Source organism: Sharpea porci (genome assembly GCF_009695655.1).
GTDB classification, from domain to species: Bacteria; Bacillota_I; Bacilli_A; order Erysipelotrichales; family Coprobacillaceae; genus Sharpea; species Sharpea porci.
In genome coordinates this window covers 1-22,605 of record NZ_VUNM01000024.1, presented here as the reverse complement: position 1 = coordinate 22,605, position 22,605 = coordinate 1, and the positions used below count along the sequence as shown (strand labels likewise).

18 protein-coding genes are annotated in these 22,605 nt (G+C 40.3%); all 18 read left to right on the top strand.

The genetic code is table 11. The features are described from left to right. The first annotated feature begins 174 nt into the window (after window positions 1-174). On the top strand, window positions 175-2,007 hold the full coding sequence (locus FYJ79_RS09430; RefSeq protein WP_154517388.1) for an NAD(P)-binding protein: 1,833 nt from the start codon (window positions 175-177) through the stop codon (window positions 2,005-2,007). Further along, entirely contained in the window at window positions 2,001-3,743 is a 1,743-nt protein-coding gene (locus FYJ79_RS09425) for a [FeFe] hydrogenase, group A (RefSeq protein ID WP_154517385.1), read from the top strand. Before FYJ79_RS09430 ends, FYJ79_RS09425 begins: the two co-directional genes overlap by 7 nt. A gap of 127 nt (window positions 3,744-3,870) precedes the next feature. Continuing rightward, window positions 3,871-4,623: a nucleotide-binding protein gene (locus tag FYJ79_RS09420; protein ID WP_154517382.1), complete on the top strand. Its 753-nt coding sequence runs from the start codon at window positions 3,871-3,873 to the stop codon at window positions 4,621-4,623. Continuing rightward, window positions 4,613-5,878: a nitrogenase component 1 gene (locus FYJ79_RS09415; protein WP_154517379.1), complete on the top strand. Its 1,266-nt coding sequence runs from the start codon at window positions 4,613-4,615 to the stop codon at window positions 5,876-5,878. The genes FYJ79_RS09420 and FYJ79_RS09415 overlap by 11 nt, the downstream gene beginning before the upstream one ends. Next, on the top strand, window positions 5,875-6,834 hold the full coding sequence (locus tag FYJ79_RS09410; protein ID WP_154517376.1) for a nitrogenase component 1: 960 nt from the start codon (window positions 5,875-5,877) through the stop codon (window positions 6,832-6,834). Before FYJ79_RS09415 ends, FYJ79_RS09410 begins: the two co-directional genes overlap by 4 nt. Further along, window positions 6,831-9,104, top strand: coding sequence for a carbamoyltransferase HypF (hypF, locus tag FYJ79_RS09405; protein ID WP_154517373.1), 2,274 nt, complete (start codon window positions 6,831-6,833; stop codon window positions 9,102-9,104). The genes FYJ79_RS09410 and hypF overlap by 4 nt, the downstream gene beginning before the upstream one ends. A gap of 5 nt (window positions 9,105-9,109) precedes the next feature. Continuing rightward, entirely contained in the window at window positions 9,110-9,325 is a 216-nt protein-coding gene (locus FYJ79_RS09400) for a HypC/HybG/HupF family hydrogenase formation chaperone (RefSeq protein WP_154517369.1), read from the top strand. After that, window positions 9,318-10,367: a hydrogenase formation protein HypD gene (hypD, locus tag FYJ79_RS09395; RefSeq protein ID WP_326803702.1), complete on the top strand. Its 1,050-nt coding sequence runs from the start codon at window positions 9,318-9,320 to the stop codon at window positions 10,365-10,367. Before FYJ79_RS09400 ends, hypD begins: the two co-directional genes overlap by 8 nt. Next, window positions 10,355-11,356, top strand: coding sequence for a hydrogenase expression/formation protein HypE (hypE, locus tag FYJ79_RS09390; RefSeq protein ID WP_154517366.1), 1,002 nt, complete (start codon window positions 10,355-10,357; stop codon window positions 11,354-11,356). Before hypD ends, hypE begins: the two co-directional genes overlap by 13 nt. Window positions 11,357-11,367: 11 nt before the next feature. Next, window positions 11,368-12,654, top strand: a complete 1,287-nt coding sequence (locus FYJ79_RS09385; RefSeq protein WP_154517363.1) for a nitrogenase — start codon at window positions 11,368-11,370, stop codon at window positions 12,652-12,654. Continuing rightward, a complete protein-coding gene (locus FYJ79_RS09380; protein ID WP_154517360.1) occupies window positions 12,651-13,760 on the top strand; it encodes a nitrogenase component 1 in 1,110 nt (369 codons plus the stop codon). The genes FYJ79_RS09385 and FYJ79_RS09380 overlap by 4 nt, the downstream gene beginning before the upstream one ends. Beyond that, window positions 13,747-14,934, top strand: a complete 1,188-nt coding sequence (hydF, locus tag FYJ79_RS09375; protein ID WP_154517357.1) for a [FeFe] hydrogenase H-cluster maturation GTPase HydF — start codon at window positions 13,747-13,749, stop codon at window positions 14,932-14,934. Before FYJ79_RS09380 ends, hydF begins: the two co-directional genes overlap by 14 nt. Continuing rightward, window positions 14,927-15,967 carry a [FeFe] hydrogenase H-cluster radical SAM maturase HydE gene (gene hydE, locus FYJ79_RS09370; RefSeq protein WP_229771444.1) on the top strand — a complete coding sequence of 347 codons (1,041 nt, stop codon included), beginning with the start codon at window positions 14,927-14,929 and terminating at the stop codon, window positions 15,965-15,967. The genes hydF and hydE overlap by 8 nt, the downstream gene beginning before the upstream one ends. Window positions 15,968-16,089: 122 nt before the next feature. After that, complete coding sequence (locus FYJ79_RS09365; RefSeq protein WP_154517351.1) at window positions 16,090-17,625, top strand: 4Fe-4S dicluster domain-containing protein; 1,536 nt, start codon at window positions 16,090-16,092, stop codon at window positions 17,623-17,625. Window positions 17,626-18,576: 951 nt separating this feature from the next. Next, the gene (locus FYJ79_RS09360) at window positions 18,577-19,257 is read left to right on the top strand and encodes a GntR family transcriptional regulator (protein ID WP_074731641.1); all 681 of its coding nucleotides are present in this window, start codon (window positions 18,577-18,579) and stop codon (window positions 19,255-19,257) included. Window positions 19,258-19,313: 56 nt separating this feature from the next. Next, the gene (locus FYJ79_RS09355) at window positions 19,314-20,429 is read left to right on the top strand and encodes a metallophosphoesterase (RefSeq protein WP_154517348.1); all 1,116 of its coding nucleotides are present in this window, start codon (window positions 19,314-19,316) and stop codon (window positions 20,427-20,429) included. Continuing rightward, a complete protein-coding gene (locus tag FYJ79_RS09350; protein ID WP_154517345.1) occupies window positions 20,422-21,909 on the top strand; it encodes an N-acetylglucosaminidase in 1,488 nt (495 codons plus the stop codon). The genes FYJ79_RS09355 and FYJ79_RS09350 overlap by 8 nt, the downstream gene beginning before the upstream one ends. A 13-nt stretch (window positions 21,910-21,922) precedes the next feature. Then, window positions 21,923-22,501, top strand: coding sequence for a GNAT family N-acetyltransferase (locus FYJ79_RS09345; RefSeq protein ID WP_154517342.1), 579 nt, complete (start codon window positions 21,923-21,925; stop codon window positions 22,499-22,501). Window positions 22,502-22,605 lie beyond the last annotated feature (104 nt).

The window sequence follows — 22,605 nt, the reverse complement described above, 5'->3', positions numbered from 1 at the left end:
TCTCATCACCGTCAGTAATCATAACATAAATAGGTGTACACTTCCTATGTTTTTCTTCTTTATCACTTTTTCTGTAAAGAATAAGAAAATTTTTGTCTTTATTGTGAAATCTTTCGCATGTAAGAAAAAGGTATGATAAAATGGGCATAAAGTAAATTAAGGAAGGGTAATTATATGAGTAGACTTTCTATTGTGACAAAAGACCGTGCTGAAGAAACGGTCGAAGAACTCTACAAAGATCTTGAGCGACGCATACAGGCCTCGCAACCAGGTCTTTGTCCTGTTGATTTAGCGGCTTCATTTCTCAATATGTGCCACGCACAGTCATGTGGGAAATGTACGCCATGTCGTGTTGGTTTGGGACAGCTTGAATCACTTATTCACCAAGTCTTAGATGGTGATGCCAGTGAAACAACACTGAAGCTTATTGAGACCACAGCCCAGTCCATCTATACGACTGCTGATTGTGCCATTGGTTCAGAAGCAGCCCGCATGGTCTTAAAGGGTGTTCGTGGCTTTAGAGATGATTATTTGGAACATATTCATCATGGACGTTGCCTGAATGTCCAGAATCAGCCTGTTCCATGTGTGGCTCAATGTCCAGCCCATGTTGATATCCCAGGCTATATTTCATTAGTGCATGATGGTCGTTATAATGATGCCGTCCAGCTTATTCGTAAAGATAATCCATTCCCATCAGTATGTGGACTAATTTGTGAACATCCATGTGAAGTACGTTGTCGTCGTACGATGGTGGATGATCCTATTAATATTCGTGGCTTAAAGCGTTTTGCCTGTGACCATGAAGATCACCTTCCTACCTTTAAGAAATATGATGCGACAAATAAGAAAGTCGCTATTATTGGTGGTGGACCTAGTGGTTTGTCAGCAGCATTCTATTTAAGCATCATGGGTCATGATGTCACGGTATTTGAACAGCGGCATCGTTTAGGTGGGATGTTGCGCTATGGCATTCCAGCCTATCGTTTACCTCGTGAAGCCTTGGATCATGAAATTGATGTTCTTAAAACAACGGGCTTTAAGACAAAGACGGATATTTCAATCGGCAAAGACATATCTTTAGCTGAACTTGATCAAAACTTTGATGCCCTCTATGTTTCTATTGGTGCCCATAATGATCGTAAAATTGGTATTGAAGGTGAGGATGCCAATGGTGTTATGAGTGCTGTAGAAATGTTGAGAGAAATTGGGGATGAACATATGCCTGATTTCACGAATCAACGTATTTGTGTCATTGGTGGTGGCAATGTCGCAATGGACGTTGCACGCTCATCAATTCGCTTGGGGGCAAAATCAGTACAGATTATTTATCGTCGCCGTCAGATTGATATGACAGCCTTGCCAGAAGAAGTCGAAGGGGCAATTGCGGATGGTTGTGAAATCATGGAACTCTATGCGCCTGGACGCATTGAAAAAGATGCCGACAATAATGTCACTGCCTTTATTGCCGTGCCACAAATTGTTGGTGCTATTAAATGGGGTCGTCCAACACCGGTTAAAGCTCATCAGGAAGAAGTGCGTATTCCATGCGATAAAGTCATTGTCGCGATCGGTCAAGGTATTGATTCCCAAAGCTTTGGTGATTTTGGTATTCCAATTGAAAGAGGTCGTTTGCAGGCTTTTGATACAAGTGAAGTCAAAAACAAGGCTGGTATCTTTGCCGGAGGTGACTGCGTCACTGGTCCAGCAACGGTTATTAGAGCGATTGCCGCAGGTAAGGTGGCTGCTGCCAATATTGATGAATATTTAGGCTATGAACATGAAATTAATTCCTCAGTTGATATTCCGCGTATTCGCTTTGATGATCATCAGCCATGTGGTCGTGTCAATATGAAAGAACGTCCAGCCTCAGAGCGTATTCATGACTTTAAGCTGATGGAATGTGGCATGAGTGAAGAAGAGGCATTGCAGGAATCAAGCCGCTGTCTTCATTGTGATCACTTCGGCTATGGAATTTTTAAGGGAGGCCGTGAAGCAAAATGGTAAATAATGTAAGAATATGGATTGATGGCCATAGTTATCATGTGCCAGAAAGAACGACAATCTTAGATGCTGCCAAGATGGCAGGAATTCAGATTCCTACTCTTTGTTATTGGAAGGGGCTTAATGAAATCGGCGCATGCCGTGTCTGTGTTGTTGAGGTAGAAGGCTATGAACGCCTCTTTACTGCCTGCAATAATACTGTTGATGAAGGCATGGTGATCTGGACGAATTCGAAAAAAGTTCGAGAAGCACGTATTGTCAATGTGCAGCTCATTCTCTCCCAGCATTATGCCAACTGTACAATGTGTACACGTTCGGGCAACTGTTCACTTCAGAAAGTGGCCAATGACTTAGGCATTATGGATAGCCCTTATGAAAAAGACATCCCTGCACAAAAGGGTAATCCCAACTTCCCGCTCATTCGTGATTATAGAAAATGTATAAAATGTATGCGTTGTATTCAGGTTTGTGACAAGATTCAGAATTCTCATATCTGGGATGTTGTCAATACGGGTTCACGAACAACCGTAGATGTGCGTGATGTCTATTCGCTTGAAGATTCTAAATGTGCACTATGTGGTCAGTGTATTACCCATTGTCCGGTGAATGCTTTACATGAGCGTGATGACACAGATCGTGTTTATGAAGCTATTGATGATCCAAAGAAGGTTGTTATTGCCCAAATTGCGCCATCTATTCGTACAGCCTGGGGTGAAGAATTTGGTTTATCACCTGAGGTTGCGACGGTGGAACGCTTAGCTGAAGCCTTGCATATGATTGGCTTTGATTTTATTCTAGATACAGACTTTTCTGCCGATCTGACGATTATGGAAGAAGCTAGTGAATTTTTAGATCACTTACAACATCCTGCTGATCATCAATTCCCAATGTTTACTTCATGTTGTCCTGGCTGGGTACGCTTTGTGAAGGCTCACTATCCAGAATTTGTCGACCAGCTTTCAACTTCCAAATCACCGCAGCAGATGTTTGGGGCAATTGCGAAGTCTTATTATGCAAAGCTATTGCAGGTGGATCCTGAAAATATCTATAGTGTTTCCATCATGCCTTGTCTTGCGAAAAAGCAGGAATGTGATATTCCAGTTATGAATGATGCCTGTGGTGATCCTGATGTTGATGTTGTCTTAACGACAAGAGAAGTGAACCGGATGATTCGCCGTGCCTATATCATTCCTAGTGAAATCAAGGAACGTGCCCTGGATATGCCTTTAGGACTTGGTTCTGGAGCTGGTAATATCTTTGGGGCAACAGGTGGTGTGATGGAAGCTGCTTTACGTACAGCCTATCATTTTGCGACTGGTCATAATCCTGATCCTGATGCCTTCAAAGAAGTACGTGGCATGGAAGGCTGGAAAGAAGAAATCTTCGATATCGAAGGCATAAGTGTCAAAGTAGCTGTCGCTAATGGCTTAGGCAATGCCTCAAGACTGCTTGATGCGCTTAAAGCTGGAAAGGTGCAATATGACTTTGTCGAAGTTATGGCTTGCCCTGGTGGATGTGTTGGTGGTGGCGGTCAGCCTATTCATGATGGTAAGTTTGAAGCACCAGAACGTGCTGATGTCCTCTATCGTCAGGATGCCAAGAATGTCATTCGTTTCTCCCATGAAAATCCATCCATCAAAGAGGTTTATCAAGAATTCTTAGGCCAGCCTAATAGTGAAAAAGCCCATCACTTATTACATACTGATCATCATGCCTGGAAAATGCCTGGTGAGAAATAAGTTTTTCTAAGTCAAAGAAGCAATGTTTCTTTGACTTTTTCTTTTGAGGTGTTAGGCGTGTTAATGAGAAAAGAGTATGGTATAATGAAAAAGCTTACAAAAAAGCATCAAGGAAGGAGTTGTCACTATGCTGAAAATCGCTATTTATGGCAAAGGTGGTATCGGTAAATCAACCATGACAAGTCACTTGTCTGCCGCATTCGCAACACTGGGCAAAAGAGTGATTCAGATTGGCTGTGATCCTAAAGCTGATTCGACCATCAGTCTGCTTCATGGCGAGCCATTAAAGCCCGTTATGGAATATTTGCGTGAAGATCAGGAACCACAATCGATTGAAGAAATCTCTAAAGTGGGATTTGGCAATATTTTATGTATTGAAACAGGAGGACCAACACCAGGACTTGGTTGTGCTGGAAGGGGCATTATTGCCACTTTTAATTTGTTGGAAGACTTGGATTTGTTTGAAGAATATCAACCTGATGTGGTGATGTATGATGTCTTGGGTGATGTGGTCTGTGGTGGTTTTGCGGCACCTATTAGAGAAGGTTATGCGAAAGATGTCATCATTGTTACTAGTGGCGAAAAGATGGCTCTTTATGCCGCTAATAATATCCAAAGTGCGGTCAAGAATTTTGCTGATCGAGGCTATGCGCAGGTTAAGGGTATCTTGTTGAATCATCGTAATGTCGAAAATGAAACAGAAAAGGTGGAAGCTTTTGCGAAAGAACATGATTTAAAGATTATTGGGGACATTCCACGCAGTAATGATATCAATCGTTATGAAGAAATGGGCATGACAACGATTGAAGGGGATATCAATCTTGAAGTGAGTCAGAAATTTCTAGAACTGGCAAAGAAGTTGTTGGAAGATGAAAGCTAAATATTTTAAAGCCAGTGAGCTTGCGGATAGACAAGATATCCCAGAAATCTTCCAAACCAATCATCATCTTATCTATTCCTCACCAGCCACATTAGCCTATAATTCCCCAGGTGCCCAGGGCTTTGGTGTCAAGCGTGCAGGACTGAGTGTTCCTGAAAGTGTGATGCTGATTGTTTCCCCAGGATGCTGTGGGCGCAATACGTCCGCTATTACGACAAATGATCATTATCAACATCGCTATTTCTATTATCTGATGGATGAAACGGATATCGTCACAGGACGGCATCTTGCCCATATTCCCCAGGCTGTCAAGGAAGTTGTTGAAAGTCTTGCAGTCAAGCCTAAAGTTGTGATGATTTGTATTACCTGTGTTGATGCGCTTCTAGGAACGGATATGGAAAGAGTATGCCGAAAATGTGAAGAACAGGTACCTGGCGTGAAAGTCAAGCCTTGTTATATGTATGCTTTGACAAGAGAAGGTCGAAAACCACCAATGGTTCATGTCAGAGAGTCCATCTATTCTTTATTAGAAAAGAAAAAGCGCTATGCACGTCATGTGAATTTACTAGGCTTCTTTGCGCCATTAAATGATCAAAGTGAGCTTTATCGCTATTTAAGACAACTCGGTCTGACAAAAATTAATGAAATTTCGAGAATGCAATATTATGAAGAATTTGAAGAAATGGCTGCTGCCAATTTCAATCTCATTCTTCATCCTGAAGCACGCGCCGCGGCAAGTGATTTAGAAGAACGTTTAGGCATTGGCTCTATTGAACTCTCACGCTTCTATGATCTAGAAAGCATCCACCGACAATATCAAGCTTTCTTCAAGGTCTTTCAAAAAGAAATCGATGACCAGCCGGATTACCAAAATGCCCTTCAAGCCTATAATAGCTTACCTCATACATTACATTTTGCGATTGGTGAAACCCTTAATGCCGATAGCTTTGAACTTGCTTATGCTTTGTTGAAACAAGGATTCCATGTTTCAGCTATATATGCCACATATGGCACACATGCAACCTATTATATGAAAGAGATTGCGAAGATCTCGCCGGATACAAGAATCTACTGCAATAATGAGCCAAGCATGCTTTATTATGATATGTCCGATATCACTGTTGATATCACATTAGGCAAAGATGCAGCTTACTACCATCCTCATGCCAAGCATGTCTTCTTCAACGAAGATCTTCAGCCCTATGGCTATCAAGGTGTAATTGACCTATGTACAAAGATTGGAGGCGTACTATGAAAGGACTTAGAAAATATTTGACTCCCTTTGCCCCCGACCAATCAGGTGCTGTCAGTGTGCTTTATGAGCTTGGTGGTCTGACGATTATTATTGATGCTGGTGGCTGTACAGGTAATGTCTGCGGGTTTGATGAGCCACGTTGGTTCGATCAACGTTCAGCCATCTTCTCGGCAGGACTACGTGATATGGATGCGATTCTTGGCAGGGATGATGCTTTGATTGAGAAGATTGTTGATATAAGTGATGAATTTTCGGCTAACTTTATTGCCTTAGTGGGAACACCGGTACCTGCGGTCATCGCAACCGACTATCAGGGAATTTGTCATATTCTTGAGAAGAAAATACATAAACCTGTCATCTATGTTCCGACAACGGGCGTAGGCTTATATGATGAAGGCATGGAGATGGCTTACTTGGCTTTATTCGATAAATTTGCGAATAATAAACCGACAAAGCAGACAGAAGCAATTCTTGGAGTTACTCCTTTAGATTTTTCACAAACATTCTCTATGCCTACCTTCAATCAGTTTGAAGATTTTGATACTGTTGGTTCATTAAAAAAGCTTTATGTAGCAACACCAGCTGCCTTGAAAGTCGCCAAACGACTACAGCGTCGTTATCATATTGATTATGAAGTTGGTATTCCTGGATTGTCTATTGATATTCATGATGCACATCATATTCTTTTTATTGGCCAGCAGGTTATTGGTCATACACTAAGACAACAGCTCTCTATTCCTTTTGATATTGCTTCATTCTTTATGATGAAGCCAACCTTAAGAGAAAAGGGTGATGTCCATCTTATTGAGGAAGACGATTTGATTGAACTTGTAAAAAAGAATGATTATGATTTGATTATTGGTGATCCTGTTTTCAAGGACATGCTTCAAGACTACCACGGGCAATATCTTGAAATGACTCATTTTGCGGTATCAGGAAGGCGTGATTTTTCATGACAACAGAATGTTTACGAGTCTTTGGCATTGTTCAGGGTGTTGGCTTTCGTCCAACTGTTGCCAGACATGCTTCAACGTGTCAAATCAAAGGCACAGTATCGAATAAAGGCCCCTATGTTGAAATCTATGCTCAGGGGAGTGAAGAACAGGTTGCTCATTTCAAGGAACTTCTAGAAAAAAAGCCTCCCCAGCGTTCAACAATTCTCAAAATCACAAGTCAGAAAGTCATTGCCCCAATCTTCGAAGACTTTCAAATTATCCAAAGTGAAAAGACCAAGGGAGAAATCTTCATCTCTCCCGATATTGCCACATGTGAAACTTGCCGAAAGGAACTCTATGATCCAAGTAATCGTCGTTATCTTCATCCCTTCATTAACTGTACATCATGCGGTCCTCGTTTAACGATTCTTGAAGGCTTGCCCTATGATCGAGAACGTACCAGCATGAAAGAATTTCCAATGTGTCCAGCTTGTGAAAAGGAATATCATGATCCTGTAAGCCGACGTTATGATGCCCAGCCAGTCTGCTGCAATGATTGCGGGCCTGAAGTCTATTTACTAGATGAAGATATCAAGGGCCATGAAGCCATCAGTCGTGTACGACAATTGTTACATGATGGCAAGATTGTGGCTGTGAAAGGTATTGGTGGTTATCATCTTGCGGTTGATGCGACAAATGAAGAAGCTGTCAGAAGATTGCGTGAGCGCAAGCATCGTCCTTTCAAGCCCTTCGCGGTCATGGCTAAAGATATGGCTGTCGTAGAACGTGAATGCATGGTGGAAAATGAAATAGTGAGAGATTTACTGACAGGACATCAGAAGCCCATCATTCTCCTGCCTAAAAAAGCGGGCCATATTGCCAATAGTGTTGCGCCGGATAATCCTAAGATTGGCATCATGTTACCTTATGCGCCATTACAGATGTTGCTTTTTGATTATGATGATGGCATAAAGATGCCCGATGTCTTAGTGATGACAAGTGCTAACGATTCAGGAGCACCCATTACCCGTGATGAAGAAGGTGCCCGTAAAGAACTTGTTGGGCTATGTGATGCCATTCTCTCCCATAATCGTAAAATACGTGTACGTTGTGATGATAGTGTTGTGGATTTCTATCAAGGCGAGCCTTATATGATCAGGCGTTCAAGGGGATATGCCCCTTTACCGATTATGACAACACATCCCTATCAGGGACATGTGATTGGGATTGGTGGGGAGTTGAAGAATACATTCTGTATTGGTCGTGATAACTTATTCTATCCTTCAGCCTATATTGGTGATTTAGGGGATATTCGTAGTGTTGAAGCACTCAAGGAATCATTGAAGCTGATGTCTTCGCTTTTAGAAGTGGAGCCACAAATTGTCTGTCATGACCTTCATCCCCGCTATAATGCGACCATGGTTGCTAAAGAGATGGGTATCAGAAGTGTGGGCATTCAACATCATTATGCTCATATTCTTTCCTGCATGGCGGAAAATGACTGGCATGATCAAGTTATTGGTGTGTCCTTTGATGGAACAGGTTATGGGCTAGATGGTTCGATATGGGGTGGAGAGATTCTTGTCTGTGACTTGGACGGGTTTAAGCGTGAGGCAAGTATTGCGCCTTTCTTGCAGATTGGTGGTGACTTGTCTGCTAAGGAAGGATGGCGTATTGCCGCTTCAATGATCTATGATCTCTTTGAGGATGGCGAAGATGTGATTGCCCAGTTAGCCCTTTGTGACAAACAAAATGCCCATGTCTTAAAAGTCATGCATGATAAACAATTAAATGCCATCAAATCGACAAGTGCTGGTCGTTTATTTGATGGGGTTAGTGCTATTTTGAACTTAACACTCACATCTTCTTTTGAAGGTGAAGCAGCGACACGATTACAATATGAAGCTGCTAAAGCTCAGCATGTCATCAAGACAAAGAACTGGACATCTTCACAATCAAACATCCTTCCAACTAATCAGCTTGTCAAAGATATTGTGGAAAGAAGACTGCGTCATGAAAATGTCGCTGATCTTGCTTATTATTTTCATCAAGAACTTGCCCATATGATTGTTGAGAGTGTGAGTAGAGTACATCAAGAAACTGGAATTGAGACAGTAGCTTTAAGTGGCGGTGTTTTCCAAAATACATTATTACTAGAGCTATGTGAAAAAGGCTTAAAAGAAAAAAATCTCCAAGTGATCAGACATCACTTGATTCCACCTAATGATGGTGGTCTATGTGTGGGACAGGCTCTCTATGCGAGTCGTCTTTTTGAAAAAGAAAAGAGGTAATCAATATGTGTGTAGGTATTAGCGCAAAAGTTATTCAGATGAAAGGTGATGTTGCGATTGTTGATGCAACAGGGGCAAAACGTTCTGTTTCAGCCGAACTTTTGGATGATTTAAAGCCAGGTGATTATGTCATGGTGCATGCAGGAGCAGCGATTGCCAAGATTACTGATGATGACGAAAATGAATCAAAGAATTTAATGGAGGAACTGTTAGGTGAATAAGGAAGCATTAGAGATTATTCAAAGCTATCAGGGATCTCAAATACGTATTATGGAAGTATGTGGGACACATACACATGAAATCTTTAAGCTTGGTATTCGCAACATTCTTCCTGATACCATTGATCTTATTTCTGGTCCAGGCTGTCCTGTTTGTGTGACACCCATTGATTTTATTGATGAAGCGGTGATGTTGGCACTTGAGAAGGGCTGTACGATTACGACATTTGGTGATTTAGTACGTGTACCAGGGACAAAACTTTCATTAGCTCAGGCTCGAGCTAGAGGCGCTAAGGTCAAGGTTGTCTACTCACCTCTTGACGGGGTTGAATATGCGAAAAAGCATCAGGATGAACAGGTTGTTTTCTTATCCATTGGCTTTGAAACAACAACTCCAAGTGATGTGCTAACTATCAAGGAAGCAAAAAATCTCACCAATTTCTCATTATTGACAGCCAATAAGACGATGCCGATGGCTTATGAAGCAATGAAAGATTCCTGTGATGCCTTTCTCTATCCTGGTCATGTTCATGCGATTATTGGCACAAAGATCTGTGAAGAGCTTAGAGACAAGGATGGTGTGAGCGGTGTCGTGGCAGGCTTTACAGCTAGTGAATTACTTACAGCGATTGCCATCATTGTCAAAAAAGTCCAGCAGGGAAAACCGTTCTTTGTGAATGCCTATCCTCGTGTTGTCAAAAGCGAAGGCTCAAAAAAAGCTCAAGATATTATTAAAACTTATATGGAACCATGTGATGCTTCATGGCGTGGGATTGGCAAGATTGCCCATTCCGGCTTACAGCTTAAAGAAGCCTACAAAGCTTACGATGCACGTAAAGTTTATGATCTACCTGTCATTAAAGGAAAGGACAATCCAGCCTGTCGTTGTGGTGAGGTACTACGTGGGGCATGTAAGCCATATGATTGTCCAGTCTTTGGTAAGGGCTGTACACCGGATCATCCGATCGGTGCTTGCATGGTTTCTAGCGAAGGCACTTGTTCGGCATATTATCTCTATGGAGGATTAAAGGAATGGAAAAAGTAACATTAGCACATGGTTCAGGAGGTCAGGCGACAGCTGAACTTATTGATAAGGTTTTTAAGCATCATCTCAATAATGAATATTTTACAGCGGATGATGCATCCGTATTGCCCAATCCACAAACAACATTGGCAATGAGTACGGATGGATTTATTGTTTCTCCACCATTCTTTAATGGGGGAAATATTGGCAAGCTTTCCATCTGTGGTACAGTCAATGACTTAGCCTGCATGGGCGCTAAGCCACTCTATATGACATGTGCCTTTGTGATTGAAGAGGGCTTTGATATGAACAAACTTGAAGAGATTGTGGCTTCAATGGAAAAGTGTGCGAAAGAAGTTGGTGTCAAGATTGTAGCAGGAGATACAAAGGTAGCAGGAAAAGGCCAGGTTGACCAGGTCTTTATTACAACAACCGGTGTTGGGGCTATTAAGGAAGGCATTAAGACATCAGGCGCTTATGCGAAGGCTGGTGATGCGATTATTGTCACTGGTGATATTGGCAGACATGGCACATGCATACTTTTAGAGCGTGATGATTATGGTATTGAGGCCAATGTGAGCAGTGATTGCGCACCTTTATGGAATGCCGTTGATGCCTTGACAGAAAAAGTCAAAGATGTCCATGTCATTCGTGATGCCACAAGAGGTGGTGTTGGCACAGTGCTTTATGAAATCGCTAGAGAAGCCAATGTTGGAATCAAGCTTGAAAACAAGAATATTCCTGTTGCCAAAGAAGTCAGAGGTGTCACAGGTATGCTTGGCCTTGATCCTCTCTATTTAGCTTGTGAAGGACGCATGGTGATTGTCGTTCCTGGCGACAAAGCTGATCAGACATTGGCAATTCTCCATCAATGCAAGCATACAGAAAAGGCTGCACTGATTGGCTATGTCACTGATGAACATCCGGGTCATGTCACGATCACTACAGAAATCGGCAGTGAGACACTCTTGCCTCCACCGGGCAACGAACTCTTGCCTAGAATATGTTAGGGAGAGATTGTATGAAAATGTCCTTGCCTATTTCTCAGGCACAATATCCTAATCCCTTTACCATTGGTTTAGAATTTAATCCGCCTGTTCATGAAACATGGAATATTGTTCATATTGGTATGCAGGTGCCTGAAAGCATACAGATCTATATCTGTGCTGATAATTGTTTGCGTGGGGTTGTGATGACTGCTGCGGAAATGAATGCGATGGATCGTTTTATTGGCATTACGATCGAAGAACGTGATATTTTTGATGGACATTTAGAAGATCAGATGATTGAAACCATCACCTATGCCTTAAACAAACGCCAACACTTACCACCAGTCGCCATCATCTTTCCAGTCTGCCTTCATAAATTTCTTTCGGTTGACTTAAATTATGTCTATAAGAAACTCAGAGCTACTTTTCCAACAGTTGTCTTTGTCGAGGCCTATATGGATCCACTCTCCCAAAAAGAAGGTCTTGCCCCTGATCAAAGACTACGTAAAGTCATGTATGACAGTATTCAGCCTTTAGCACAGGATGATTCAATCGCGTTACTTGGCTTGGAAGTAACCCATACTTATGAAACAAGTGATCTTGTCGCAATAGCTACAGATCATCAAATGAAAGTACATCAGCTTCAAGATATGAACTATCAGGATTTCTTGAATTTAGGTCATGCGAAAATGCATATTTGTACAAATCCAGCTGGTGATTATGGTATTCAAGCCTTATCAAAAAGATTGAACGCCCATTATCTCTATCTCTCTCCTTGTTTTGATTATGAGTCGATTCAAGATGAAATTGATTGTTTTTGTGATGAGCTCAATATTTCACATGTTGATCATCACAAAAGAAGAGAGGCATGTGAAGAAGCCTTCAGCCATTTAAAGCAAGTCATTGGAGAGAAAGTGATTGCGATTGACTTTGTGGCAACACCGCGGCCACTTAATCTTGCCCGTGTTCTTTTAGAACATGGCTTTCATGTGAAATGTGTCTATCTTGATACCATCTTTCCTGAAGAAAAAGAAGACTTTCTCTTTCTTCAAAAACAGTTTCCAGACTTAGAGCTCATTCCTACTATTCATGCGAATATGCGTTTTGAAATGGGTGAGGGGGAGAGTTTAGCTATTGGTCCTAAAGCTGCCTATTTTGAGAATACGAAACATTTTGTGAATATCATTGAAGGAGGAGGATTCTTTGGCTATCGTGGCTTATTAAGTATGCTTAAGGCCATTGAAGAAGCGTATTATACTACAAAAGATCCTGCCCTCATTGTGCCACAAAAAGGATTAGGATGTGAGTGTTTATTATGAGATGTGTCTATAACCGTTTGCCTGTTTATACAGGGGATATATCCGGTGTTGCTTCTGCCCTTTATGAGTTAGGAGGGCTTATTGTCATTCATGATCCAAGTGGATGTAATTCGACCTACAATACCCATGATGAAGTGCGCTGGTATCAGAATGCATCACGTATATATATATCTGGCTTAAAGGAATCCGATGCCATTATGGGCAATGATGCTAAATTTATTGATGATATTGTCCAGGTTGCCTTAGATCAGCATCCAAACTTTATTGCCTTAGCTAACTCACCCATTCCCTATCTCAATGCGACAGACTTTAGTGCCATCTGCAAGAAGCTTGAAGAGATTCTTGATATACCAGCTTTCTATATTCCCACTAATGCCATGCATGATTATACCCATGGTATTGCCTTAGCCTTTAAAGCACTTGCTTCACGCTTGCCTTTTGAAAACTATGCTCCTACAAAGAAAGCTATCAATATTCTAGGTGTTACCCCTTTGGACTATACCCCTCGTGAGACAACAACTCTTCTTAAAGACATCTTTCATGATTATGAAGTGCTCTCTATCTGGGCAAGGGATACAAGCTTAAAAGAACTTCAAAGAGCTGCATCAGCCCATGTCAATGTTGTTGTATCTTCATCAGGATTGCGCTTAGCTCAATACTTTGAAAGAACATATCATATTCCCTATGTCTTAGGGAGTCCGATAGGTGATTTTAAGAATGTACTCTTTAAAGCTATCGAAGAAGCAATGACAACAGGAAAGTCACAAAATCCTCTTCTTAATAAAGAAGTGAGTGATGAACATATCATTATTGGTGATGCCATTATTGGTCATTCTTTAGGCAATGCTCTATACACATCGTATAAAATGATTACCCCTTTAGAAGAATCTAAGCGTATAATAAGAACAAGGGATCTTGCGAGTAAAGATGAAGAAGAAATCGAACAGGCACTAAGAAAGGCACAAACAATTATTGGTGATCCAATGTATCAAGCTCTTACTTCAACACCTGTTAGAGCACTACCACATTTGGCTTTTAGTGGACGTCTTTATCTTAAAAACATGCCCAATATCTTAAAAGGGGGGATTTTAGATGAGTTTAAATAGTACACCTTCAAGTGAACGTATTCATATTGGTCTTTTTGGTAAGCGTAATGCCGGGAAGTCATCCCTAATTAATGCCATTACGAACCAGGACTTAGCCATTGTCTCCAATATGAAAGGCACAACAACCGATCCTGTTATGAAAGCTATGGAGCTCTTGCCTTTAGGACCTGTTGTCTTTATTGACACAGCTGGTCTTGATGATACGGGTGAACTTGGTGAAAAACGTGTAGAAAAAGCCAAGAAGATGCTGCATAAGACGGATATCGCTTTATTAGTGATCGATCGACAAGAAGGCATGGATGAAGTTGATGAGGAGGTCTTAGAGCTCATTAAGAGTCTCCATATTCCTTATCTTGTTGTCTATAATAAATGCGATCTCAGTCATTTTGACAAAGAAACAAAGGATACGATTTATGTCTCTTCAAAGACAAAAGAACATATCAAGGAACTCAAAGATAAAATTGCTTCACTCAAACCAGAAAAAGATCAACGAGCACTAGCTCATGACTTAGTACCATCCGGTTCAATAGTCGTATTGGTGATTCCAATTGATGCTTCAGCACCTAAAGGACGCTTAATTCTCCCACAACAACAAGTTATTCGTGATTTACTTGATGATGGTGATATTCCTGTTGTTTGTCGGGAGAGTGAGCTAGAAAAGACATTAAAGAAAATTGAAAAGCCAGCTCTTGTCATTACAGATTCACAAGCCTTTGCCTATGTATCTAAAGTTGTCCCAGATGATATCCCATTGACATCATTTTCCATTCTCATGGCCCGCTATAAAGGGGCTCTTCATGTCACATATCATGGCATTAAGTCCATCGATCAGCTTCAGGATGGAGACCATGTCTTGATTAGTGAAGGCTGTACACATCATCGTACATGCAAGGATATAGGAACGGTGAAAATCCCGAACTGGCTTAAAAACTACACAGGAAAAGATCTCATTATTGAAACAAGTTCAGGCTTTAGCTTCCCAAGTGACTTATCTGCCTATAAAATGATTATTCATTGTGGTGGCTGTATGTTGAACGAAAGAGAAGTAGTTCATCGCATGGAAGAAGCTGTTAAACAAGGTGTGCCAATCACCAATTATGGTATGGCTATTGCCTATATGAATGGAATTCTTGATCGTTCAATGCAGATTATTAAGGATAATGACAATGAATAATAAAGAACTTATTGATCTCTTAAGACAATCCCAACACTTAGATCATGATGGTTACAAACAATTATTAACTTCTTTGACGAAGGAAGATGAAGATTATCTTTATAAGAATGCCTGTGCCGTGCGTGAAGAGGTTTATGGCAAAGATGTTTATTTGCGAGGTCTGATTGAGTTCAGCAATTACTGCAAGAATAATTGTTTCTATTGTGGGATACGCAAAGATAACTTAAAGGCTGAACGTTATCGCTTGACCCCAGGTGATATTGTTGCCTGTGCAGAGAAAGGCTATCAGCTAGGCTTTCGTACAGTCGTCCTACAAAGTGGCGAAGATATGTGGTTTAGTGATGAGATGATTTGTGAGATTGTCAAAGCCATCAAAGCTCTTCATCCCGATATGGCCATTACGCTTTCAATTGGCGAAAAAGAGAAGGACTCCTACCGCAAATACTTTGAAGCTGGGGCAGAACGTTATCTCTTACGCCAGGAAACAAGCAATCCTGAGCACTATCGTCAGCTTCATCCTAAAGAATTATCGATTGCCCATCGCAAACAATGCCTGCAAGATTTAAAGGATATTGGTTATCAGGTGGGATGTGGAATTATGGTAGGTACACCGGGACAGACTTATGATCATATTATTGAAGATCTTATCTATATGAAAGACTTCAATCCCCACATGGTTGGGATTGGTCCCTTTATTCCTCATGCCGATACACCATTTAAAGATGAACCACGAGGAACACTTGAAGATACCTTGCATTTATTAGGCATCATTCGCTTGATGCTACCCCATTGCCTGCTTCCAGCAACAACAGCACTTGGCACAATTGATCCTCTAGGCAGAGAAAAGGGACTTCTTGCCGGAGCTAATGTTGTTATGCCTAATTTGTCACCACGTGGTGTCAGAAGCAAGTATATGCTTTATGATGGCAAGATCTGTACAGGTGAGGAAGCGGCTGAATGTCATGCCTGTATGGAAAGAAGAATTAAACGCACGGGCTATGAAGTTGTTGAAGCACGAGGAGATTATCGTTAGAAGAAGTGAATGATCACTTCTTTTTTGATATTCACAAGATTAGGACGTGCTAAACGAATGACTTGTGTTATAATATCTTTAACTAAAAGAAAAGGGTTACAAATTGAGGAGGAAATGTGTGTATGAAAGGTGTACCAACCCCAAAATCCAAAATTCGTCATATGATTTTTACAGAAATAGCGCGTTTAGCTTATGAAGGCGGCGGACCTGAAAAGCTCGAAGAACTTCCCTATAAGATTATTCCCGGGGAAATAGAAACCTATCGTGATAGTATCTTTGTCGAAAGAGCGATTGTTTCGGAACGTTTACGTGTTGCGATGGGACTCTCACTACGTCCTATTAGTGAATATAAATCGATTAGTGATGGTGTGGATGAAAGTATGATTGATGAAAAATACTATGAACCACCACTTATTGATATCATTAAATTTGCCTGTCACAAATGTCCAGAGAAACGTGTCATTGTCACAGATTGTTGTCAGGGATGTCTTGAACATCCCTGTCAGGAAGTTTGTCCTAAAGGGGCTATTTCGATGGTGGATGGCAAGTCTTATATTGATCAGTCTAAATGTATTAAATGTGGACTTTGTATGAAAGCTTGTCCATACAATGCCATCATCAAGCAGGAGCGTCCATGTGTTGCCGCATGTGGTGTCAATGCCATTGGCAAAGATGAATATGGTCGTGCTGATATTGATCAGAGTAAATGTGTGGCTTGTGGGATGTGCTTAGTAAGCTGTCCATTTGCGGCTATTGTCGACAAGGGACAGATTTATCAAACAATCAAAGCCATCACAAATAAAGAGAATGTCTATGCGATTGTTGCACCAGCAATTGCTGGTCAGTTTGGGCCAAACTTAACACCGGAGAAAATGCGTGGAGCTTTCCAGGCTTTAGGCTTTACGGATGTTCTTGAAGTAGCGATGGGTGCTGACTTATGTACAATCGAAGAAGCCCAGGACTTCATTGATGAAGTTCCATCAAAGCTTAAATTCATGGGCACATCATGTTGCCCAGCATGGTCTAAGATGGCTAAACAGGATTTCCCTGATTATGCCGAAAACATTTCCATGGCCTTAACACCAATGGTCTTAACAGCGCGTCTTTTAAAACAGAATGAACCTAATGCGAAGATCTGTTTCATTGGTCCATGCTTAGCGAAAAAGAAAGAAGCAGCGCGCAATTCCATTAAATCATATGTCGACTTCACATTGACATTTGAAGAAGTCGCTGGCATGTTTGAAGCAAAGGATGTTGATTTTGATGAAATCCCAGATGGCTTCAAGCTTGTCCAAGGCTCAAGCGATGGTCGTGGCTTTGCCGGTAGCGGTGGGGTTGCCCAGGCTGTTGTCAATGCCGTAAAGCATCTTGATCCAGAACGTGAAGTGAAAGTCGTTAAAGCAGAAGGCTTGGCTGAATGTAAACGTATGATGCGTGATGCGACACGTGGTAAATATGATGGTTACTTGTTGGAAGGGATGGCTTGTCCAGGTGGCTGTATTGGTGGTGCAGGTACTTTGCAGGATACAATGAAATCTAGTCGTGCCCTCAAAAATAATATGAAGGATGCAGCCTTTAGTGAATCCATCGATTCAGTATATAAGAATCTTATTACTGATCTTGAAAACTACAACAATGATGTTGTCGATGATGAATAACATAAAATAATCAATGAAGAGGACGGAGAAATCCTTCCTCTTTTTGCCTTGTATTGTCATAATACTGAAGAAATTTAGAAAAATTTTAGCTGATATTGACACTATTTTTTCTTTTTTTATATTAATAGTAGAAGAGGCATCTTTTATACAACAGGGGATTGATAAGAGGATGGATGTGGTTCTTATGTTTATATAAAATCAAATATAACTGAATAGAAGGGAAGGTATGATTATGACTCAATTTATTGCATCGTGGATTGCCGGTAATATGCTTGATCTTTTCATTAAACAAATCCCATGGATCATCATTGCATGTATAGTGACATATATTTTATGTATAAAGTTTCCTAAATATGTAAACTATTTTATTATTATATGTGTTATCTATGGAGTGATAAGAGGCGGTTATCTTATCACTACGCTTTATCCATATATGGGAGGTTCTCTATTTACAGTACTCTATGGTATCTTGTTGTTGATTCCATATTTCACTGTATTTCTAGGCGCTTTACTTGTGAAATGCATTTATAATAAAAGACACTAGAAAACAAAGATAATATTCAAATGGGTTATCATTCCTGCATTATTGGGTGTATGAGCTAGGAGGATTATGAACTCTAGGAAATTGAGAAGTTATCTCTGTTGATTCAATGGCATTGTCATTGTTGGATTGATTTTATTGGTTATTGTGATAGCGAATATTATTCATCACTATCTACCTCATCTTCGATAGAAAATAAGCAGAAAATGGGAAATTTGATATAATTGTAATGATAGCAGGTTATCTATAATTTTAGAGACCTGCTTTTGCACGTTAAAGAATGTTGATATTAGGTTGGCCTTTTTTGAGAAGTTCTATTTGGCATGAGAAAATTTTTAAATATTGATATGAAATGTTTGCATTCATTTCGTTTTCCAATATAATTGTATACAATAAAGGGGTTGATTCTTATGCCATCACATAGTTTATTTGAACCAGCTAAGAATGGTTCGTTGGGGAGCCAGATATTTGTATTATTAAGAGATCGTATCTTAAATGAAGAATATGATAAGGGCCAAAAGCTCAATGAATTAGCACTTGTCAGAGAATTAAATATCTCTCGTACACCTATTCGTGAAGCACTCAAACAATTGGAATTAGAAGGACTTGTTGAAAGTATTCCTAATAAGGGTGTCTTTGTGAAAGGTTTTTCACCACGTGATATTGATGACATGTTTGAAATAAGAAAAGAGCTTGAGTCTCTTGCGATAGGTATGGCTATTGAACGTATGGATGATATCCATCTCGCAAAGATCAAGGAAGTCTTTGAACTCATGGAATTCTATACAAACAAACATGATAAAGATAAAGTTAATGATCTCAACATTCTCTATCATGAAACAATCTACCGTGCCACACAATCAACATATTTTGAACAATTACTGAAAGATATTCATTACTATGTCTCCGTAACGACAAGACATTCTTTGACCAATGTCAAACGTCTTGATTCAGCACTAGAAGAACATCGTAAGATTTATGAAGAGATCATGGATGGTGACATTGATGGTGCTAAGCATTCTATTCGAGAACATATTACCAAGACACAAATGCTTGTAAGAAAATATTATGCGAGTAAGAACCAGGAGTAACCTGGTTTTTCTTTTGAAGATAATAAGCTATAATGCTTTAGAAGGAGGGATGTTTGATGTTGGCACCACGTCATATCACAAAGAAAGTGAAAGGGGATTATCGCTTGATTGCGATTTCTGATATTCATGGTCACTTGCAGTATCTCAAAGCACTTTTAAGAAAGGTGAAGTATGATCCTGATTTTGATTATTTAGTCATTATTGGTGATTATATAGAAAAGGGTGATGAAGTTCTTGAAACCATCAAATTCATTGAACAGCTCTCACGATATCCCAAGTGTTATATTCTGACGGGTAATTGTGAGTGGGCATTATGTGCCATGATGACCATACCGGAACTTGCGAATGAAATCCCTCACTATTTACAGCGTGTCTCAGCCAATGGGATTGTCCGCCAGCTTTATGACAAAGGGCATTATCGTGATGGGCATTGCAGCAATCTTGCCATGCAGCAGGAAATGGAACGCTTTCTCCATCCTCATCTCCAGTTTATGATGCATTTACCTACAACCTTGAAATTCAATGATTTTCTTTTTGTCCATGCCGGTTTAGAAAACAAACCTAACTATAAACAAGGGACATTGCATGGCTATTTAGAAATGCAGCACTTTGATGATATTGGTCATCCTTATAATGAAACAGTTATTGTAGGACATATTCCTACAAGTAATTATGATCCAAGAAATATCAACAATGATATTCTCTTTGATTGGAAGAAAAGGATTATTTGTATTGATGGCGGGATTGGAGTTAAACCGATTGCCCAGCTCAATGCCTTGATTATTGAAAGTCATCAAGGTCATATCAGCTATGCGACAGAATCCTATCAACCATTACCAGTTGGTATGATTCTAGAAGATGTGCATGAAGGCAGCCACGATTATCATAAGATTTGTTTTCCTGACTATGAAGTCATCATGCTTGAAGAAGGACAGGAGTTTTCTAAGTGTCGCCATGTCAAGAGTGGTGTTGAGATGATGATTAAGAATGAATTTCTTTATACTCGTTCTTCAAAGCTCTATTGTCTTGATGACTATACGGACCGTTTTCTTGCCCTTGAAAAAGGTAGTGAAGTCAAGGTCATTGGACAATATGGCAAGTATAGCTATGTAAGCTTTAAAGGTGCTGTGGGCTGGGTGAAGAGTCAGGTGGTGAAGGTGCTTCGTGGCTAAGAGAAGAAAGAGAGTCAGTAAGAAAAGAAAGCAGGTAAGAAAGAGATTTTTTCTTGCCTTTCTTGCCGCCATCATTGCTTCAGGTGCCTATCTTTTCTTAAGAAAGGAAGAAACGTCGGTAGCGCATTATATTGTTCTGACTAAAGCAGGCCGTGTGAATTTATATGATGCTCTTGGCCATCAGGCACGCTATAAATTAGAACGAGGAACGCCATTAATTGTTATTAAGGAAGTACGTTCTTTCAATAAGAATTATCTTGGTGTACGTTATGATATGGATGGCAATACATCCTATGGCTATGTAGATGCCAGTGATGTCTTACGTTATCATTTTGATGAATCATTTGAAACAAAGCTATCTATATTTCCTGAAAGTTATCGTCAGCCTTTACGCTATCTTCATGCCCTCTCACCTTCATGGACCTATAGTCCTATAAAAACACAGCTTGATTTCAATCAGGCTGCCTCAGCCTATAGTATCAAAGCCTTAATTCCTACGAATCAGGCCGCTCTTGTTCGTTCACAGGATGTTGTTGAGGGGAATAACTGGCGCAGGGCAAGTGTTGGAACTGTGCGTTATTATCTTGATCCCCGTCTTCATTTGAATGCGAGTCAGGCTTTGATGTTTGAAAAGCTGTCTTATAATCCTCAAGAGGATCTTCGTGTTGCCAAAGAGATATTAAGCGATACAAATATGAATGGCATTGATGAAAGTACGCATCAGTCCTATGCCGAGATTTTTGTGAATGTCGCTAAGAAATATAATGTCTCACTTTCCAATATCCTATCACGGGCAATTCAGGAAGCAGGTGGAACATCACCAACACCTTCTAAAGGCGCCCAAGGTGTAAAAGTCAATGGGAAGACCTATTACAATATCTTTAATATAGGTGCTAATACAGGTTATCAGGACGGCATTGACTATGCGGTCAAGATGAATTGGGATAATCGTGAAAAGGCCATTGATGGAGGTGTGGCTTACTTAGCTAACCATTATACCCAGAATAAACAGGATTCCCTTTATTTACAGCGCTTTGATCTTTATTCAAAGCATTTAGGTACGCATAGCTATATGACGAATATTCTTGCTCCTGTTGATGAAGTCAAACATATCGTAAAGGGCTATCTTAAAACCAATACATTATTAATCGAACGTCATTTAGAAATCCCCATCTTTCAAAACATGCCCACACAAACAAACTATCCTCTTCGTGGGAATATACTGCAAAATATCAATACAAATCTTCAAAAGAATAGACCTCTCTCTACTCTTTCACTAGATTATAAGCAGGATGTTGCATTAGAAGATGGTATTGGCCAGCCACATATTCAACTCACGGATGGCAGCTATCAGTTAGAAGAAGGTATTGATTATGTTGTCAGCTATAATCATCAACACCAGCGGGGACAAGCAAGCTTTGTGATTACTGGATTGAATGGTTATTGTGGGACAATCAAAAAGAATTATCTAATTCATTAAGGAGGTACATATCATGAATACAAATGTCATCATTAGAAGATATCGCCAAGAAGATCTAGAAGCTATCAAAACAATTTGCATTGCCACGGCAAGCGAAAGGGCAAGAAGAGAAGAACAGCACCGTCAGTTTACATTATATATGTATTGCCTACCCTATCTTGAAAAGGAAAGAGCTTATGTTGCTGAAGTGGAAGGAAAGGTTGTGGGTTATGTTCTTTATGCCCCAAATTATCATTTGTTTATCAAACATATGCAACCCTATATGACCAAGATTGCAGCCATCAGCCAGGAATATCAATTAAGAATGCAACGAGAATATGCCATCTATGACCACTTTCAAAAAGACTATCCAGCCCATCTTCATATTGACTGCTTGCATGGATATACAGGATTAGGTATAGGCAGTCAGCTTATTGAGACAATGGCTGATGATTTGAAGAATGAAGTTGATGGAGTGATGCTTGGTGTCAGCAAGACAAACAAGGGCGCCATTAACTTCTATAAGAAACATGATTTTTCTATTCTAGGTGAAGATGATACTGGTTATGTGATGGGCAGGGTATTAAAAAAGGGTTTGTCCCGAAATAACTAAATATATTGAGGTCTGCTAAGCAGATCTCTTTTTTTACCCTCGATTCTATGAGTGACAGAGGATTTCTGCAATATTAAGGCATAAAAAAACACCATTCTATATGG